The following is a 15,031-nucleotide window of genomic DNA, read 5'->3' as shown; positions in this document are numbered from 1 at the left end:
CGAACGCCACTATCGCCGGGGCGCGGCGTACGGCGGCGCGCTCGCGCTGGCCGGGCGGCTTTCTGGGTAATCCCCCGTCAGGATTCTCCAGAGGCCGCCGGGCAATCCACCGGGCGGCCTTTCTCTTTGGGCTGATGGTGAAAAGGCATCACACCTGCCTTGCAAGCAGGAGTTCAGGTTTCGAGATCCTGTCGGTCCACGTCAGCACCGGCACGTCCGTAGCCCAATGGCAGAGGCACCGGTCTAAGGAACCGGACGGTGCGGGTTCGAATCCCGCCGGACGTACGTAAGAAAAAGGCCCCGTTGGTCCAGCGGTCAGGACGCCCGGCTTTCACCCGGGAAATCGCCGGTTCGAGTCCGGTACGGGGTACGGCCTGCCGTTTCTCGGCCCGAAAAACCATCGACAATGCGCGAGCTGGGCACATTGGTGAGCCCACCCGGCTGTAAACCGGACGCCTCGGCTGTGGCGGTTCGACTCCGTCCTCGCGCACTTCCTCCGGGCGAGTTGACATCCGTCGCGGATCAACGTGTAATGGCCGTCGCGTCGCGTGACGCCGGCCGTGCGGACGGCGGCGGCATGGAGGCGCCGAAACCAAAGGGGATGAGGCCGATGACTTCTCACATCGCTGGGCCTGCCTGAACGCAGCTGACCCGCGCACGCCGTTCCGGCGTGCTCTGACGGGTTTCCCAGGTCATCGAAGAACCCATCCCGCTTTGGAGCGAATACACGCATGCCCATTGACTTCAACCAGCAGATCATCGACGAGTTCCGGGCCAACAGCGGCCAGGTCGGCGGCATGTTCGAGGGAGCCAGGCTGCTCCTTCTGACGACCGTCGGAGCGCGCACGGGCGCGCGCCACACGACGCCCCTCGGCTACCTGCCCGACGGCGAGCGCAACCTGATCATCGCCTCGGCCGGCGGCGCGCCGCGGCACCCGGCGTGGTACCACAACCTGGTCGCCAACCCGCAGGTCGGCGTGGAGGACGGCGTCTTCACCTACCAGGCGAAGGCGGTCGTGCTGGAGGGCGAGGAACGCGACCGGATGTTCGCCCGCGCCGTGGAGGCCGATCCCGGCTGGGGGCGGTACCAGGAGAACGCGGGCCGCGTCCTGCCTGTGGTCGCGCTCCTCCCGATCTTCGACGGGCCGCCACCGGGCCGCCTGGGCGACGCGCTCAAGCTGGTGCACGACGCCTTCCGCAGGGAGCTGGCCCGCATCCGCACCGAGGTAGCCCGGTCGGGCCCGCGCCTCGGCGCGCAGCTGCGCGTCAACTGCCTGACCATGTGCAACAACCTGCACGAGCACCACACGCGCGAGGACGGCGCCGTCTTCCCTGCGGTGGAGGGGCGCTATCCGGAGCTGGAGCCGGTGATGGCCCGGCTGCGCGCCGAGCACGAGACCGTCCAGCGGCTGCTGGAAGAGCTCCAGACGCTCCTCCGCGACGACGACCTGTCCCCCGGCACGTTGCTCGCGGAGGTCGAACGGCTCACCCGCGAGGTCGAGGCCCACCTCGACTACGAGGAGGAATACCTCGTACCGCTGCTGAACGGCTGATCCCCCACGACGGGTGGCGAGGTCCGCGGGTCCCAGTGGGCGATGCGGACCTCGCGCAGCCACGCTTCGACCGTCGCCTCATCGGGCTGGTCGGGCAGCGGCGTGCGCACGGTGTCGAACGCCTCCTCGGTGGCCGCCAGGAGAGCTTGGGCCTCTTCCAGGCTGCCGGCGGCGACCCTCTCCCCGAAGGCGCGGATCGCCTCGGGGTCGGGGAGCCGGATCGGCAGGTGGCCGGTCTCGTACAGCTCTCGCCCCTGGTGCAGGAGGCGGGCGAGGTGGCGGGCATGCTTGCTGGTCCGCTTGCGGGTGTCGGCCGAGAACGAGCCGTCGCCGCGCTGGTCGAGGCGTTTGAACTGCTGGGTGGCGTACCCGAGGTAGGCGTTGCGGACCCGCGGGCCGGACAGGAACGCGGTCCTGATGGCGATGAGCTGGTCGCCGAGCGGGGTGCGGGTCTCGTACAGGTCGTCGGGCAGCCAGACCAGCTCCGTCACGGTCGGATTGCCTCCCAGCGCCAGCGAGCACCACTTGCCGACCTCGTGGAGCGAGCGGTCGGGGTTCGTCTGGACGATGCTCTCCTTGGGCCGGGACAGGCCGACCATGTCCAGCGTGGGGGTGGCGAAGACGCCGAGCCGGTCGACGTCGGAGTCGGGCCCCGCCAGGCCGTAGGCGGTGGAGCCGACGACTCCGGCGAGCAGCACGTTGCTGGGGGTGTTGGTCACGGGATGCCCTTCGAGTCGCGCGCTTCCGTCGAAGATAGGGCAAATGATCAAATTTTGCGGCCGTTCGTGGGTCAGCGCAGCTCAAACAAGATTCGGTATGTTCTCGGCGTGGACGACACCTCGCGCGACGATCTCGACGTGGACGCCTTCACCACGGCGATCGAGCACTTCAACCGCTTCTACATCCGGCTCCCCGTGCTGGAGAAGCTGCCGTTCACGACGCTGTCGGTGCTGGACACGCTCGCGTTCAGCGACGGCCCGATGCGGCTGACCGACCTGACCAGGACCGAGCAGGTCAGCCAGCCCGGCATCACCCAGCTCATCACCCGACTGGAGCGCGACGGCCTGGTGGAGCGCCGCCCCGACCCGACCGACGGCCGCGCCGTGCTCGTCCACATCACCGAGGCCGGCCGCCGGATCGGCCGCTCCCGCCACGACGACCGCACCCGCCACCTGGCCCCGCTCATGGCCCGGCTGACCCCCGAACAGCGCCGCGCGATCGCCGCCGCCCTGCCCGCCCTGACCCGCCTCGCGGACCTCGGCCACGAAAGCCCCTGATGCTCAGGCGAGGCCCGCGTCGTGGGCGAGGAGCGCGATCTGGGTGCGATTGTCCAGGTCGAGCTTGGTGAGGATGTTGGACACGTGCGCCTTCACCGTCGTGATGCCCATGGCGAGCTCCGCGGAGATGTCCGCGTTCGTCCGGCCGCGCCCGATCGCGAGGGCGACCTCGTACTCGCGAGGGGTGAGGGCGGCCAGCGCGGCGCGGGCCCGCTCGTAGGCCCCGGCCTGGGCGACGGTGCGCTCCATCAGCCGCCGCGTGATGCGCGGGGACAGGATCGGCTCGCCCGCCGCGACCCGGGTGACCGCCTCCACGATCTGCGGCGGCGGGGTGTCCTTGAGCAGGAACCCGCTGGCGCCGGCGCGCAGCGCGTGCAGGATGTTCTCGTCGGTGTCGAAGGTGGTCAGCACGATCACCTCCGGCGGACGGGCGCGGGCGCGGAGCCGGCGGGTGGCGGTGATGCCGTCCAGCCGTGGCATCCGCAGGTCCATGAGCACGACGTCGGGCGAGTGGGCGTCGGTGGCGGTGATGGCCTCCTGGCCGTCGGCCGCCTCGCCGACGACCGCGATGCCCGCGGCGCCGTCCAGCATCATGGACAGCCCGGCACGGACCAGGGCGTCGTCGTCGACCAGGAGCACGCGGATCACGCGGGCCATGGTAGCCAGGCCTGGAGCCGGAACCGCCCCTCGGTGCTCTGGTGGTCCAGTTGCCCGCCGGCCAGCCGTACCCGTTCGGTGAGCCCGACCAGGCCGACGCCGCTGCCGGGCGTGGTCGGCACCGAGCCGGGCGGGGGCAGCGGGTTGCTGACGTCGATCAGCAGGCGCGTGCCGGGAGCGCCGCGCAGCAGCACCTCCACGGGCTGGCCGGGGGCGTGCTTGCGGGCGTTGGTCAGCCCCTCCTGAACGACCCGGTAGCCGGTCCGTCCGGCGGCGGGCGGGGCGGCGCCGCCGGTCTCGTCGCTGACCTGTACGTCCTGACCGGCGTGGCGCGCTTCGGCGACCAACCGCGCCAGGTCGGCCAGCGTGGGCTGGGGTTCGAGCTCGTCCAGGAGGTCGTCGTCCTCGCGCAGCAGGCCGATCACCTGGCGCAGCTCCTCCAGCGCCTGGTGGACGCCGGAGCGGACCACCCCGGCGGCCCGGGCGAGCTGGTCGGGCGAGGAGTCGGGCCGGTACTCCAGCGCCCCCGCGTGGGTGGCCACCAGCGACAGGCGGTGGGCCAGTACGTCGTGCATCTCCCGGGCGAGCCGGCGGCGCTCGGCCATGCGGGCCTCGGCGACGCGCCTGCCCTGCTCGGCTTCGGCGCGGCGGGCGCGTTCGTGCAGCGAGATGAGCAGGGCGCGGCGGGAACGGGCCAGCGCGCCCCAGCCGAGCAGCGCCCCGTACGCGGCGCAGATCAGCAGCAGCCACCAGCCGAGGGAGATGCCGGAGTTCGGCCGCCACAGCCCCTGGACCAGGTGGGCCGCCATGCCCGTCGCCGCCACCGCCGCCGCGACGGGCCAGCGCCTGCGCTGGGCCACCTGCAGCGCCCCCGTCGTCGCCGCCGGCGTGGCCACCGGGGAGACCACGGCGAGCAGGGCGGCGGCGAGCGCGCCGGAGACCGGCCACCACAGCTGGGCGAGCGCCGCGACCAGGCTCAACACCGCGACCGCGACATCCGGCCAGAGCAACGGCCCGTCGCTTTGCCCCCACAGCGTCACGCCGGTCAGGCCGCCCACCCCGAGGGCCATGACCGCCACGGCCAGGGGCTGCTGGGGTCGCATCTTGCTCACCGGCCAAAGGTTAGTCGCCGGTACGAAGGAGCCATCACCTACTAAAGGAGGACCCGTACCCCACCGGGGACGGACAGAGCGCGACCGCGGGCCCGATGTGGCGACCCACCCGGGCAGGCGAGGCTGAGCGGCGTGAACACCTCCCTCAGAAGACTGCTCCTCACCGTGATCGGCGCGCCCGCGGCCGCCCTGGCCGTGTGGGCCCTGGCGGTGCCGCTGGCCGGCGCCGCACTGACCGTGCGGGCGGGCGGCGGCACGCAGACCGTCGGCCCCGTATCGGTCATCGTCGCGAGCCTGGTGGCCGGGCTCGCGGGCTGGGCGCTGCTGGCCGCGCTGGAGCGACGGGTCGCCCGGCCCGGCCGCGTCTGGACGATCACCGCCCTGGTCGTGCTCGTCCTGTCCCTGTCCGGCCCGCTCGGCAGCGCCGTCGGTCTCGCCGCGACGCTGGTGCTGATGCTGTTGCACCTGGTCGTCGGCGCCGTGATCGTCGCGGGGCTGGCACGGCGCTGAACCTGCCCTACGGGTACCTCCGTGGCGGGGGTGATCGGGCTGGGCGGCTACTACGGCGAGAATCCACGCACCTCGCCCCTTGCCCACGTCCGGCGGGACGCGCCGCCGTCGTCAACGCCGTCGAGGCGTTCTGCGCGATGAGCCTTGAGGGATCAGCCGGCGCTCGGGAGCCTCGCCTCGCCCGCCGATCGGCGGACCGCGGTCTCGACGAGCTCGCCGACCTGCGCCGCGGGGACGGCGATGCCGGGGTTCCGGAGGGTCCAGCGGAGGAAGTCCTCCACGCTCATGGCGGGTAGTTCGCCGAGGTAGGGCTGGATGTAGACCGGGGTGTTCGGTTCGCTGCGCCAGCTGTCGGCGAGCGTGCCGATGTCCACCGCGTCATGACCGAGGACGTCCAGCAGCCGGGTGGCCTCTGCCTTGGCCTCCGCGTCGTCGCCGGCGATGGGCAGGGCGCTGCGGTCGGGCGCGCCCGCGGGCCGGGCGAGGGTGAACAGCTGGTGCGGGGTGATGTTGTTGAAGGCCTTGACCACCCGGGAGCCCCCGAGGTGGCGCTGCATGAGGGCGCTGGAGGTCAGTTCGCCCGCGTCGAGTTCGGCCAGGTGGCCGTCCCGCTCGGGGTAGTAATTCGACGTGTCGAGCACCGTCTTGCCGGTCAGGGCGTCGGTCGGCAACTGGTCGCAGGCTTTCAGCGGGATGGCCGCCACCACCAGGTCCGCGGCGCGTGCCGCCTCCGCCGGTGTGGCCGCCCGGGCACGTCCGCCCAGCTCGGCGACGAGATCGGCGAGCGTTTCCGGCCCTCGCGAATTGCTGAGGACGACCTCGAGGCCGGCCGCGACGGCCAGGCGGGCGACGGAAGCGCCGATCATTCCGCTCCCGATGAGTCCGAGCGTCTGGGACACCGTTCATCTCCAATGCGTTCAGGTGGGTGACTCGCCTGACAGCCTGGAGCCCCCGCGGCCGCCCGGCCAGGCCCGTGTCCTGCGTACTCACGGCGTGATCACCCACGGCATAGGGTGGTCGCGTGAACGACCGGACCGAGCTGAGCGAGTTCCTCAAATCGCGCCGTGCCCGGCTGCGCCCCGAGGACGTGGGGCTGCGTGACTACGGCGGGATGCGCCGGGTCGCGGGGCTGCGGCGGGAGGAGCTGGCCCGGCTCGCGGGGGTGAGCATCGCCCACTACACGCGCCTGGAACAGGGCAAAGGCGACAGCGTCTCCGACGAGATCCTGGACGCCGTCGGCGCGGCGCTGTGCCTGGACGGCGACGAGCTGACCTACCTGCACCGGATCGCCCGGCCGCCCCTGGCGTGCGAGGGTGGCGCGGCCGCAGTGCCTGCGAGCCTGCGTTATCTGCTGGAGTCGTTCGTGATGACGCCGGCGCTGGTGGTCGGCCGGCACACCCAGATCGTCGGCTGGAACCGGCTGGCGGTGGCGGTGTTCGGCGACTTCCCCGCGCTGCCGGCGGGCCGCCGGACGCTCTCACACCTGCTGTTCACCGAGCCCCACCTGCGTGAGCTGCACCGCACCGGCTGGGAGGGGGCGGCGCGCGAGCAGGTGGCGCACCTGCGGGTCCTGCTCGGGCGCTATCGCGGGGACGCCGGGCTCGCGGCGCACGTCGACGAGATGCGGGAGCTGAGCGCGGACTTCGCGCGGATGTGGGCCGAGCACCCGGTCGCGCGGGTCCGGTCCCGGACGTACGTGCTGCACCACCCGGTCGTGGGCGAGCTGACCCTGCACGGCGAGCTCATCGCGCTGCCCGACGAGCCCGCGTGCTGCGGGCTGGACCTGTTCGCCGCCGAGCCGGACTCGGCTTCCGAGCAGGCGCTGCGGGAGCTCGCGAGTCCGGGCTCGGCCTCCGAGCAGGTGGTGGTGCCGGCGCGGCCGTCCGCCCTGTGAGCCGGCTGCCCCAGGTCCGGGGGCGGTCGGCTCTTGCGGTCAGTCCGCCGGCCGGCGGGCCTGGGTCGCCTCGCGGAGGGTCGCCCAGGCGTCCGCCACCGGGCCCACGTGCTCGAGCTTGTCGGGGTTGAGCATCGTACGGATCGCCTGGACCCGTCCGTCGAGGACGTCGAGCGTCCAGGTGTTGACGACCTTGCCGTCCCGATCCCGGAAGATCGCGCCCGGCTGGCCGTTCATCTGGTGCGGCTCCACCACGCCGCCGATCCGGGCGAACAGCGGGGCGAGCGCGGCGAACACCCGGGCCACGTTCTCGGCGCCGAAGACGCCCGTACCCCACTGCGGGGCCTTGCCGCCGCTGTCGGCGACCATGTGCACGTCGGCGGCGAGCAGCGCCCGCAGACCTTCGACGTCGCCTTCCCGGAAGGCGTCGAAGAACCGTTCGGCCAGCTCCTCCCGCTCCTTGCGGTCGGCCTCGAACCGGGGCCGGCCCGCGTCCATGTGGCGGCGCGCCCGCGCCGCGAGCTGGCGGCACGCCGCCTCCGAACGCCCCACCGCCGACGCGACCTCGCCGAAGCCGAACCCGAACACCTCCCGCAGCACGAAGACCGCGCGCTCGAGCGGGCTGAGCCGTTCCAGCAGCAGCAGGGCCGCCATGGACAGCGAGTCGGCCAGCTCCGCCGAGCGCTCCGGGTCCTGGTACGGGTCGGCGAGCAGCGGCTCGGGAAACCACGGCCCGACATACTCCTCGCGCCGGACCCGGGCCGAGCGCAGCACGTCGATGGCGATCCTGGTCACCACGGCCGCCAGGAAGGACTTGGCCGAGACGGGCTCGGTCGGGGAGGTCTGGTAGCGCAGCCAGGTCTCCTGGACCGCGTCCTCGGCCTCGCTCACGCTGCCGAGGATCCGGTAGGCGATCGAGAACAGCAGCGGCCGCAGCTCCTCGAACTCTTCGGCGCGGGTCATGCCAGCTCTTCCTTGAAGCCCTGCCGCCACGAGGGGTAGCGCAGCTCCCAGCCCAGCTCCCGCTTGGCCTTGGCGTTGGAGAAGCCGCGCCCCTCGGTCATCATCGTCACCGCCACGTCCCCGGCCAGCGGGCGGGCCAGCCAGGCGGGGACCCGCATCGGCCGCTTGGCGCCCGCGCACCCGGCCAGGTAGGGCAGCCACTCGCCGGCCGGGGCCGGTTCGTCGTCGACGATGTTGAACACTCCCCTCGCCCGCTGCTCCACGGCCAGGACGGTAGCGCTCGCCGCGTCGTCCAGATGCACCCACGAGCAGTGGCCGGCACCGCTCCCGACGACCGGGAACTGCCGCTTGCGTACGGGCTCGACCAGGTCGTCCGTGGCGCCCGGACCGTAGAACCAGCCGTACCGCAGGACCGCGCCCCCGGCCTTGACGACCACGTCCTCGACATGGCCGATCGCCTTCATCCCGGGCTCCGCCGGCGTCCCCGTCATCGGGTCCACCGCGTCCTGCTCGGTCTTGACCCAGCCGCCCTCGCGGATGCCGTTCCAGGCGCCGTAGCTCTGCGCGACGAAGCCGGTCACGCCGGTCGCCTCGGCGGCGGCCAGCAGGTGATCCGTCCCCTCGGTACGCAGCCGGTTGGTGCCGGCGAACCACCGATCCATGTGCTTCATGTCGGGCTTGCCGGCGTGTGCCACGGAAATCGCGGTCATCTGGTGGACGATCGCGTCCGGCCGGGCCTTGGCCACCGCCTCACCGACCGACACCGCGTCCAGCCCGTCCATCACGACCGCCTCAGCGCCCAGCTGCTCCAGCAAGCCCCTCTTGGCCGCGCTCGTCGTCGAAGCCGTCACCTGGTGTTTCCGGGCCACCAGCAGCGGCACCAGCCGCTGCCCCAGAACCCCGCTTCCACCGGCCACGAACACCCGCATGATCATCACCTTTCCGAACTCAGAACCCGTTTCCGCAACCCGAGACGAAACAGCCCTCCCGGCTGTGACATCGGCGGGCTCAGCGGTGCAGGGTGGTCTCCCGCTCCATGCGCGCCAGCTTCTCGGGATTGCGCACGGCGTAGAGGCCGGTGATGAGGCCCTCGTCGATGCGTACCGCTACGACGGTGTCGATCTCGCCGTCGAGCCGGAAGATCAGCGCCGGGTAGCCGTTGACCTGCGCCGCCTGCAGCGACACCATGGGCTTGATCCTGCTCAGCACGGGAGCCACGTTGCCGGCCCCCACGACGGGCGCCAGCGCGGCCTGCTTGATTCCGCCGCCGTCGGTCAGGAGGACGACGTCCGGCGCGAGGATGTCGAGCAGGCGTTGCAGGTCGCCGGTTTCGACCGCCCGCTGGAACGCCGCCAGCGCGTCCCGGGTCTCGGCCGGGGAGACGATCCCGCGCGGCCGGCGCGCGGCGACGTGCGCCCGTGCCCGGTGGGCGATCTGGCGCACCGCGGCCGGGCTCTTGTCGACGGCTTCGGCGATCTCGTCGTAGTCCAGGTCGAACACCTCGCGCAGCACGAAAACCGCCCGCTCGGTCGGCCCCAGCGTCTCCAGCACCAGCAGCATCGCCATCGAGACGCTGTCGGCCAGCTCGACGTCCTCGGCCACGTCGGGCGTGGTCAGCAGTGGTTCGGGCAGCCAGGGGCCGACGTAGGACTCCTTGCGCCGGCCCAGCGTACGCAGCCTGCTCAGCGCCTGCCGGGTGGCGATCCGGACCAGGTAGGCGCGCTGATCCCGTACGTCGTCAAGATCGACGCCCGCCCACCGCAGCCAGGTCTCCTGCAGGACGTCCTCGGCGTCGGCGGCCGAGCCGAGCATCTCGTAGGCGACCGTGAACAGCAGGTTGCGGTGGGTGAGGAACGCCTCGGTGGCGGCGTCCGGGCTCATGTCCCCGCCGCGATCTTCGGGCGCGGTGTGCGGCATGGGTGGCTCCTGTTCGCTCTTGACTGTGTCACCCACCAGACGCCGGACCCCGCCGTTTTGTGACGCCGTGGCCCTTGTGACACACCTCACGTACTCCGCGCTGTCACAAGGATCGGCTCGCCGGCATCTCGTGTTCATGAGATCAGCACTTGACACCCTGCGCCGCGACTTCGGCGGCGACATCATCGAGCCGGGCGCAGCGGAGTACGCGTCGGCCGGCCGCTCGGTACTGACTTCGGGCAGTCCAGCTTATGTTCTGCGGCCCAAGAGCGTCGCGGACGTGCGGGCGGGCGTCAGGTTCGCCGCCGGCAGCGGGCTCCTGCTGTCCGTACGCGGCGGCGGCCACGCCTTCGTGGGCTTCGGCACCAACGACGACGGCATCGTGATCGACCTCAGCGGCCTCGCGCAGGTGGAGGTCATCGACAAAGAACGGCACCTCGTACGGATCGGCGGCGGCGCCACCTGGGGTCAGGTCGCGACCGCCCTGGCCCCGCACGGCCTGGCGATCTCCTCGGGCGACACCAAGAGCGTCGGCGTCGGCGGGCTGACCTTGACCGGCGGCATCGGCTGGAAGGTCAGGAAGTACGGCCTGGCCCTGGACAGCCTGGTCGCCGCGGAGCTGGTCACGGCGGACGGAGAGGTCGTGCGCGCGAGCGCGGAGGAGAACCCGGAGCTGTTCTGGGCGATTCGCGGCGGTGGCGGCAACTTCGGGATCGTGACCGCCTTCGAGTTCGCGGCACACCCGACGACGGACGTCTTCCACGGCAGGATCGCCTTCCCGGCGGCGGAGGCGGCCGGCGTGCTCCAGGGCTGGGCGGACTACCTCCGCACCGCCCCCGAAGAGCTCACCTCCATCGCGAGCTTCGCCAACCCCTTCGCCGGCGGGCCCGAGGCGCCGGTCGAGCTCTTCGTCACCTTCGACGGCGATGACCCGGAGCTCGCCGCGCGGGCCCTCGACCCGATCCGCCGGCTCGGCACGGTGATCGACGACGACGTCGCGCTGAAGCCCTATGCGGACACGCTCGTGGACGGCGCGACCCCGCCGCCCGGCATCCGGCTCGTCACCCGGAACGGCTTCGCCGACAAGGAGTCGGTGCCCGAGGTCCTTCGGATCCTTGCCGAGGTCGGGGCATCGGAGGGGTCGCCGTTCATCGCCGTTCGCAGCGTCGGCGGTGCGGTGTCCCGGGTCCCGGCCGAGGCCACCGCCTACGCGCATCGCCGGGCGGAGTTGATGTTCGTGACGACCACCCTGGGTCCGGAGCCGGTCGTGGAGGCCGCCCGTCCTGCTCTGGAAGCGATCTGGGCGCGGCTCGCACCTCACGCCAATGGCGCGTACGCGAACTTCCTGGCTTCCGCCACCGAGGAGGACGTCGCCGCCGTCTATCCGGCGGGGACCTATGAGCGGCTCGCGGCGGTCAAGCGCCAGTACGACCCCGGCAACCTGTTCGCCCACAACCACAACATCCGGCCTCGGTAGGCCGTCCGCCAACGGGGGCGGGCCCCACGCACGGAGTGTGCGTGGGGCCCGTCTTGATCGGCGCCTCGGGGTCACCAGGGCATCGGGCCGTTCTCGCTGAAGAACCCGCCGGTCGGCCCGTCCGCGCCGAGCGTGGCCAGGCGGACCAGGATCGCGGCGCCCTGCTCGGTCGTGAGATAGCCGCTGTGGTTGTTGATCTCCGTGTCCACGTAGCCGGGGTCGGCGGCGTTGACGAGGATGCCGTCCTTGCGCAGCTCGTTGGCGTACTGCACGGTCAGCGCGTTCAGCGCGGTCTTGGAGGGCGAGTACGCGGCCGACGCCGGCAGCGCCGTGAACGGGCCGTCCGGGTCGCTGTTGAGGGTCAGCGATCCGGCGGCGCTGCTGACGTTGACGATGCGCGGCGCCGGCGAGCGCCGCAGCAGCGGCAGCATGGCGTTGGTCACCGCGACCACCCCGAGGACGTTGGTCTCGAACACCGCCCGGACCATGTCCAGGTCGACGGAGCTGGGGACCTGATCGTGGGCGTCGACGGGCGTGACCTGCCCGGAGCCGGTGATGCCGGCGTTGTTGACCAGCACGTCGAGGTGGCCAAAACGCTCCTCGACCTGCTCCGCTGCCGCCCGGGCCGTGGCCGGGTCGGTGACGTCCAGGGTGACCGCGTGCGCGTCGCCGCCCGCCGCCCGCAGCGCCGCGGCGGCCTCCTCACCGCGCCGCGGGTCTCTGGCGCCGATCAGGACCGTCATGCCCAGCGCGGCGAGTTGCCCGGCGGCCGCACGGCCGATCCCCTTGTTCGCCCCGGTGATCAGCGCGATGTTCCGATGCGTGGCGTGCTCGCTCATGTCCAGCTCCTTGCTATGGAATGGTGCGTTCCTTCGCTTTCGGAACCCGAGACGAGATGGCCCACCCAGCTGTGACATCCGGCCTGGGTAGACGGGACTCTTCGGGACCGGCCGGTCGATGTCGGCGTGGAGCCGGTGCCGCAGGAGATCGCCCGCCGGGCCGGGGTGTCGCACGGTGTTGCTGGTGGGCTCCTCGCCAAGGTCCTGTCCGGGTCAGAGAGCCACCTCGCTCAACCGCACGTCACGGGACAAGCGCCGCTGAGGCGTTGAGCGCTGCCTCGATCTGCTTGCGATCTCCCGCGTGGTGGATTCTCGTCAGCAACCGTCGCAGCGCCGCGGGTGCCTGCGGGCCGGGGATGGCCCCCAGGGCGCGCACCGCCGCCGTGGCCACCTTGGGCTCGGGAAAGTAGGCGAAGGTGTCGTACGAAGTCCGCAACACCACCGCCTCCAGTGCCGTCACCGCTGCGGGCCCCTCAGTCAGCGCCGCCATCCAGACGACGCCTCTCGCCAGATCGTCGTTGCGCTCGTCCAGTAGCACCTGTTGCTGCTTTCCGTGGCGCCGCATCGTGGTGGGACCGCACTCCAGCAGCCCGGCCAGCGCTCGTCGGCCGAACTCCCGGCTGCCCTCTCGGAGCGCCAGGTCCATGCACGTCCGCCGCCACGCGACCGTCGGAAGACCCGACGCCAGGGTGGCCAGATGAATGATCAGCTGGACCAGGTGCGGCATCGGTTCGACACCGAGCCACTGCCTCAGGTCCCCTGCCCATCGATCGCGGGGCACGAGCACCGAGTCGGGCAAAGCCGTCGGCGGCCCGTCGGCCAGCGCCAGGTAGGACCGCATGGCCTGAGGCAGGCGAGCACGGTCGGCGCCACGGATCCCCCACGCGGATGGCAGCGTCTCCTCAACGGCGCGTAGCAACGGAGCAAGCTCTCGAAGCTCCGGCTCTCCGAGCCCTTTGAGCGAGGCCAAGGCCAGCTTGACGCATGTGACCCATCGAAAGCCCCGCTTCTGGTCGGCGGCGGCCAGACGCCACAAGACGCTCGCCTGCTCGGCAGTCCAGCCCAGACGCCGCCTGGTGGCGCGTTTCACTATGTCGTCGAAATCCGCGTAAGGGTCCTCTGGCCACAACACCACGCAGAGCGCCGCGGCGCTCAGGGCGGCGTCGTCCGCTTTCTCCAGCCGCCGGCTGACGTCCTCCTTGATCCGCGCCCGGGTGGCCCAGCATTCGTCCCAGTCGTCCTTGTGCTGAGTCCGCAGGGCATGGGCTGTGGTGGCCTGCTCGTCGCCGAGGTGGTCCACGAGCCAACGGGCAAGGTCCACCGCCGAAGTCCGAACGTGATCGAGACCGTCATCACGGCGAAGGATTTGCTTCAACTCGTCCAGCTCGTCGTCGCGCATGAGGTGCACTCTTCCAGGCAGGACCGACGGTCGCAGCCACGAGTGCCGGGGACAGGTGAAGCGGGTCCACCCCTCGGGCGAAAGCTTCGTGGAGGATGCGGCCCAGTCGTCGAGGAATACCGAATGCTCACTGAGCGGGACACGCTCACCCCGCAGGAAGGTCATTCAGCACGCATCTGGTGGTCGAGGGGTTCCAGCCCCCGACTTGGCCGAGCTCCTGGGCGCCCCGCTGCACGTTCCGGCGTGGGTGCAGTTCCTCCTGAGGGAGTAGTCGGCCGGGGTCACCAACGGTCAGATGTGATCGCGTCCGGGTAGGGTAGGTGCATGCTTTGACGCCTGCCCGGTAATCGGGCCCCTCCGTCACCTCCTTCGTTCGTCGCAGATCGACCCTGGACCCACGAAGGAGATGCCATTCATGAACACGTCGACCTCCATCGACGTTCCCGACCTGTTCGCCGCGTCTTATGGCGCGAACGGTGCCGAGGCGCGCGCTTGGCTCGCCGATTTGCCTCGCCTCGGCGGCGAGTTCCTGGACCGCTGGCGGCTGCGGCCGGACGGCCCGACCGCGTACGGCATGGCCTCGCTGGTCCTGCCCGTACTTCAGTCCGACGGGACACCCGCCGTCCTCAAGCTTCAGCAGCTCCGGGAGGAGACCGCCGGCACCGCCCCCGGGCTGCGGGCGTGGCAAGGCGACGGCATTGTGCGCCTGCTCGACTATGACGAGCAAAGCGGCACGCAGTTGCTGGAACGCCTGGACGCGGCCCGGCCGCTATCCTCGGTGACCGACGATGACGCGGCCGTGCAGATCCTGGCCGAGCTGATGGCCCGCTTGACCTCGGTTCCTGCCCCAAGGGATCTGCGACGGTTGTCCGACATCGCCGCGGCCATGCTCGAGCAGGTCCCGCAGGCCGTGTCGGCACTGCGCGACCCTGGCGAGCAGCGGCTGGTGCGCACCTGCGCGTCCACCGTGGCCGAGTTGGTCGGCGAGCCCGGCGATCGCCTTTTGCATTGGGATCTGCACTACGACAACGTTCTGGCCGGGGAACGGGAACCCTGGCTGGCCATCGACCCCGAACCTCTGGCGGGCGATCCGGGGTTCGAGTTGCTGCCGGCACTGGACAACCGGTGGGAGGCGGTGGAGGCCAGCGGCGATGTGGCTCGCGCGGTGCTGCGCCGCTTTGACCTGCTGACCGAGGTCCTCGATCTCGACCGGAGGCGGGCAGTCGGCTGGAGTCTCGGCCGCGTGCTGCAGAACGCACTGTGGGATATCGAAGACGGTAAGGCCACGCTCGAACCTACCCAGGTCGCCATCGCTACGGCACTGCTGCGCCGGCGAGAATGAGCATTGGGGTGATCAAGCGGTGAGGTCGCGCTCCTCCCCGGTAGCGGGCATGGTGGACGCGTTGGTCATCGATCAGGTGGCCGCAGGCGCC

General features: G+C 71.5%; 15 protein-coding genes and 4 tRNA genes. 10 read left to right on the top strand and 9 right to left on the bottom strand.

Annotation, left to right across the window (positions count from 1 at the left end; genetic code table 11):
- Positions 1-128: 128 nt before the first annotated feature.
- The 5 genes from AB0J87_RS38205 (at position 129) to AB0J87_RS38185 (ending at position 1,553) form a co-directional block, all read left to right on the top strand.
- Positions 129-199 (top strand) — tRNA-Ala (locus AB0J87_RS38205).
- Positions 200-212: 13 nt separating this feature from the next.
- A tRNA-Leu gene (locus AB0J87_RS38200) sits at positions 213-285 on the top strand.
- Positions 286-297: 12 nt separating this feature from the next.
- Positions 298-370: transfer RNA gene (locus AB0J87_RS38195), tRNA-Glu, on the top strand.
- Between the two features lie 38 nt (positions 371-408).
- A tRNA-Tyr gene (locus tag AB0J87_RS38190) sits at positions 409-490 on the top strand.
- A 241-nt stretch (positions 491-731) separates the two neighbouring features.
- Entirely contained in the window at positions 732-1,553 is an 822-nt protein-coding gene (locus AB0J87_RS38185) for a nitroreductase/quinone reductase family protein (protein ID WP_363973707.1), read from the top strand.
- Here AB0J87_RS38185 and AB0J87_RS38180 read toward each other — a convergent pair.
- Positions 1,514-2,272, bottom strand: a complete 759-nt coding sequence (locus AB0J87_RS38180; RefSeq protein WP_363973704.1) for a nucleotidyltransferase domain-containing protein — start codon at positions 2,270-2,272, stop codon at positions 1,514-1,516. The genes AB0J87_RS38185 and AB0J87_RS38180 overlap by 40 nt on opposite strands.
- 108 nt (positions 2,273-2,380) lie before the next feature.
- On the opposite strand from AB0J87_RS38180, the gene AB0J87_RS38175 reads away from it, so the two are divergent.
- Positions 2,381-2,830, top strand: a complete 450-nt coding sequence (locus tag AB0J87_RS38175) for a MarR family transcriptional regulator (RefSeq protein ID WP_350730611.1) — start codon at positions 2,381-2,383, stop codon at positions 2,828-2,830.
- Positions 2,831-2,833: 3 nt separating this feature from the next.
- On the opposite strand, the gene AB0J87_RS38170 is transcribed toward AB0J87_RS38175, so the two are convergent.
- Both AB0J87_RS38170 and AB0J87_RS38165 read right to left on the bottom strand, forming a co-directional pair.
- Positions 2,834-3,487 carry a response regulator transcription factor gene (locus tag AB0J87_RS38170; protein ID WP_363973700.1) on the bottom strand — a complete coding sequence of 218 codons (654 nt, stop codon included), beginning with the start codon at positions 3,485-3,487 and terminating at the stop codon, positions 2,834-2,836.
- Positions 3,475-4,590 (bottom strand): histidine kinase, encoded by a 1,116-nt coding sequence (locus AB0J87_RS38165; protein ID WP_363974068.1) that lies wholly within the window; start codon positions 4,588-4,590, stop codon positions 3,475-3,477. The genes AB0J87_RS38170 and AB0J87_RS38165 overlap by 13 nt, the downstream gene beginning before the upstream one ends.
- A 141-nt stretch (positions 4,591-4,731) precedes the next feature.
- Here AB0J87_RS38165 and AB0J87_RS38160 point away from each other — a divergent pair, with 141 nt between their 5' ends.
- On the top strand, positions 4,732-5,109 hold the full coding sequence (locus AB0J87_RS38160; protein WP_363973698.1) for a DUF6069 family protein: 378 nt from the start codon (positions 4,732-4,734) through the stop codon (positions 5,107-5,109).
- A 152-nt stretch (positions 5,110-5,261) separates the two neighbouring features.
- Here AB0J87_RS38160 and AB0J87_RS38155 read toward each other — a convergent pair whose 3' ends face one another.
- Positions 5,262-6,008 (bottom strand): NAD(P)-binding domain-containing protein, encoded by a 747-nt coding sequence (locus AB0J87_RS38155; RefSeq protein WP_363973695.1) that lies wholly within the window; start codon positions 6,006-6,008, stop codon positions 5,262-5,264.
- A 122-nt stretch (positions 6,009-6,130) separates the two neighbouring features.
- On the opposite strand from AB0J87_RS38155, the gene AB0J87_RS38150 reads away from it, so the two are divergent.
- The gene (locus AB0J87_RS38150; protein ID WP_363973692.1) at positions 6,131-7,003 is read left to right on the top strand and encodes a helix-turn-helix transcriptional regulator; all 873 of its coding nucleotides are present in this window, start codon (positions 6,131-6,133) and stop codon (positions 7,001-7,003) included.
- 39 nt (positions 7,004-7,042) lie between these two features.
- On the opposite strand, the gene AB0J87_RS38145 is transcribed toward AB0J87_RS38150, so the two are convergent.
- From AB0J87_RS38145 to AB0J87_RS38135, 3 genes are all read right to left on the bottom strand, one after another.
- Positions 7,043-7,966, bottom strand: a complete 924-nt coding sequence (locus tag AB0J87_RS38145; RefSeq protein WP_363973689.1) for an RNA polymerase sigma-70 factor — start codon at positions 7,964-7,966, stop codon at positions 7,043-7,045.
- The gene (locus AB0J87_RS38140) at positions 7,963-8,895 is read right to left on the bottom strand and encodes an NAD(P)-dependent oxidoreductase (RefSeq protein ID WP_363973686.1); all 933 of its coding nucleotides are present in this window, start codon (positions 8,893-8,895) and stop codon (positions 7,963-7,965) included. Before AB0J87_RS38140 ends, AB0J87_RS38145 begins: the two co-directional genes overlap by 4 nt.
- 79 nt (positions 8,896-8,974) lie before the next feature.
- The gene (locus AB0J87_RS38135; protein WP_363973683.1) at positions 8,975-9,883 is read right to left on the bottom strand and encodes an RNA polymerase sigma-70 factor; all 909 of its coding nucleotides are present in this window, start codon (positions 9,881-9,883) and stop codon (positions 8,975-8,977) included.
- Positions 9,884-10,019: 136 nt separating this feature from the next.
- Here AB0J87_RS38135 and AB0J87_RS38130 point away from each other — a divergent pair, with 136 nt between their 5' ends.
- Positions 10,020-11,360 carry an FAD-binding oxidoreductase gene (locus AB0J87_RS38130; protein ID WP_363973680.1) on the top strand — a complete coding sequence of 447 codons (1,341 nt, stop codon included), beginning with the start codon at positions 10,020-10,022 and terminating at the stop codon, positions 11,358-11,360.
- Between the two features lie 71 nt (positions 11,361-11,431).
- On the opposite strand, the gene AB0J87_RS38125 is transcribed toward AB0J87_RS38130, so the two are convergent.
- Positions 11,432-12,199, bottom strand: a complete 768-nt coding sequence (locus tag AB0J87_RS38125; protein ID WP_363973677.1) for an SDR family NAD(P)-dependent oxidoreductase — start codon at positions 12,197-12,199, stop codon at positions 11,432-11,434.
- A gap of 241 nt (positions 12,200-12,440) precedes the next feature.
- Positions 12,441-13,598: a hypothetical protein gene (locus tag AB0J87_RS38120; RefSeq protein ID WP_363973674.1), complete on the bottom strand. Its 1,158-nt coding sequence runs from the start codon at positions 13,596-13,598 to the stop codon at positions 12,441-12,443.
- Between the two features lie 415 nt (positions 13,599-14,013).
- Between AB0J87_RS38120 and AB0J87_RS38115 the strand changes: the two genes are divergently transcribed.
- Positions 14,014-14,940 (top strand): aminoglycoside phosphotransferase family protein, encoded by a 927-nt coding sequence (locus tag AB0J87_RS38115; RefSeq protein ID WP_363973672.1) that lies wholly within the window; start codon positions 14,014-14,016, stop codon positions 14,938-14,940.
- The last annotated feature ends 91 nt before the right edge of the window (positions 14,941-15,031 follow it).

The sequence above is a fragment of the Nonomuraea sp. NPDC049625 genome (assembly GCF_040675285.1).
Lineage (GTDB): Bacteria > Actinomycetota > Actinomycetes > Streptosporangiales > Streptosporangiaceae > Nonomuraea > Nonomuraea angiospora_A.
The sequence above is the reverse complement of the archived record's forward strand: the minus strand, read 5'-3'. Positions and strand labels throughout refer to the sequence as shown.

What these genes read in the sequence shown, in the direction of transcription:
- AB0J87_RS38185 (WP_363973707.1), top strand. Translation starts at nt 732, where the DNA reads ATGCCCATTGACTTCAACCAGCAGATCATCGACGAGTTCCGGGCCAAC.
- AB0J87_RS38170 (WP_363973700.1), bottom strand. Translation starts at nt 3,487, where the DNA reads ATGGCCCGCGTGATCCGCGTGCTCCTGGTCGACGACGACGCCCTGGTC.
- AB0J87_RS38165 (WP_363974068.1), bottom strand. Translation starts at nt 4,590, where the DNA reads ATGCGACCCCAGCAGCCCCTGGCCGTGGCGGTCATGGCCCTCGGGGTG.
- AB0J87_RS38145 (WP_363973689.1), bottom strand. Translation starts at nt 7,966, where the DNA reads ATGACCCGCGCCGAAGAGTTCGAGGAGCTGCGGCCGCTGCTGTTCTCG.
- AB0J87_RS38140 (WP_363973686.1), bottom strand. Translation starts at nt 8,895, where the DNA reads ATGCGGGTGTTCGTGGCCGGTGGAAGCGGGGTTCTGGGGCAGCGGCTG.
- AB0J87_RS38135 (WP_363973683.1), bottom strand. Translation starts at nt 9,883, where the DNA reads ATGCCGCACACCGCGCCCGAAGATCGCGGCGGGGACATGAGCCCGGAC.
- AB0J87_RS38130 (WP_363973680.1), top strand. Translation starts at nt 10,020, where the DNA reads ATGAGATCAGCACTTGACACCCTGCGCCGCGACTTCGGCGGCGACATC.
- AB0J87_RS38125 (WP_363973677.1), bottom strand. Translation starts at nt 12,199, where the DNA reads ATGAGCGAGCACGCCACGCATCGGAACATCGCGCTGATCACCGGGGCG.
- AB0J87_RS38120 (WP_363973674.1), bottom strand. Translation starts at nt 13,598, where the DNA reads ATGCGCGACGACGAGCTGGACGAGTTGAAGCAAATCCTTCGCCGTGAT.
- AB0J87_RS38115 (WP_363973672.1), top strand. Translation starts at nt 14,014, where the DNA reads ATGAACACGTCGACCTCCATCGACGTTCCCGACCTGTTCGCCGCGTCT.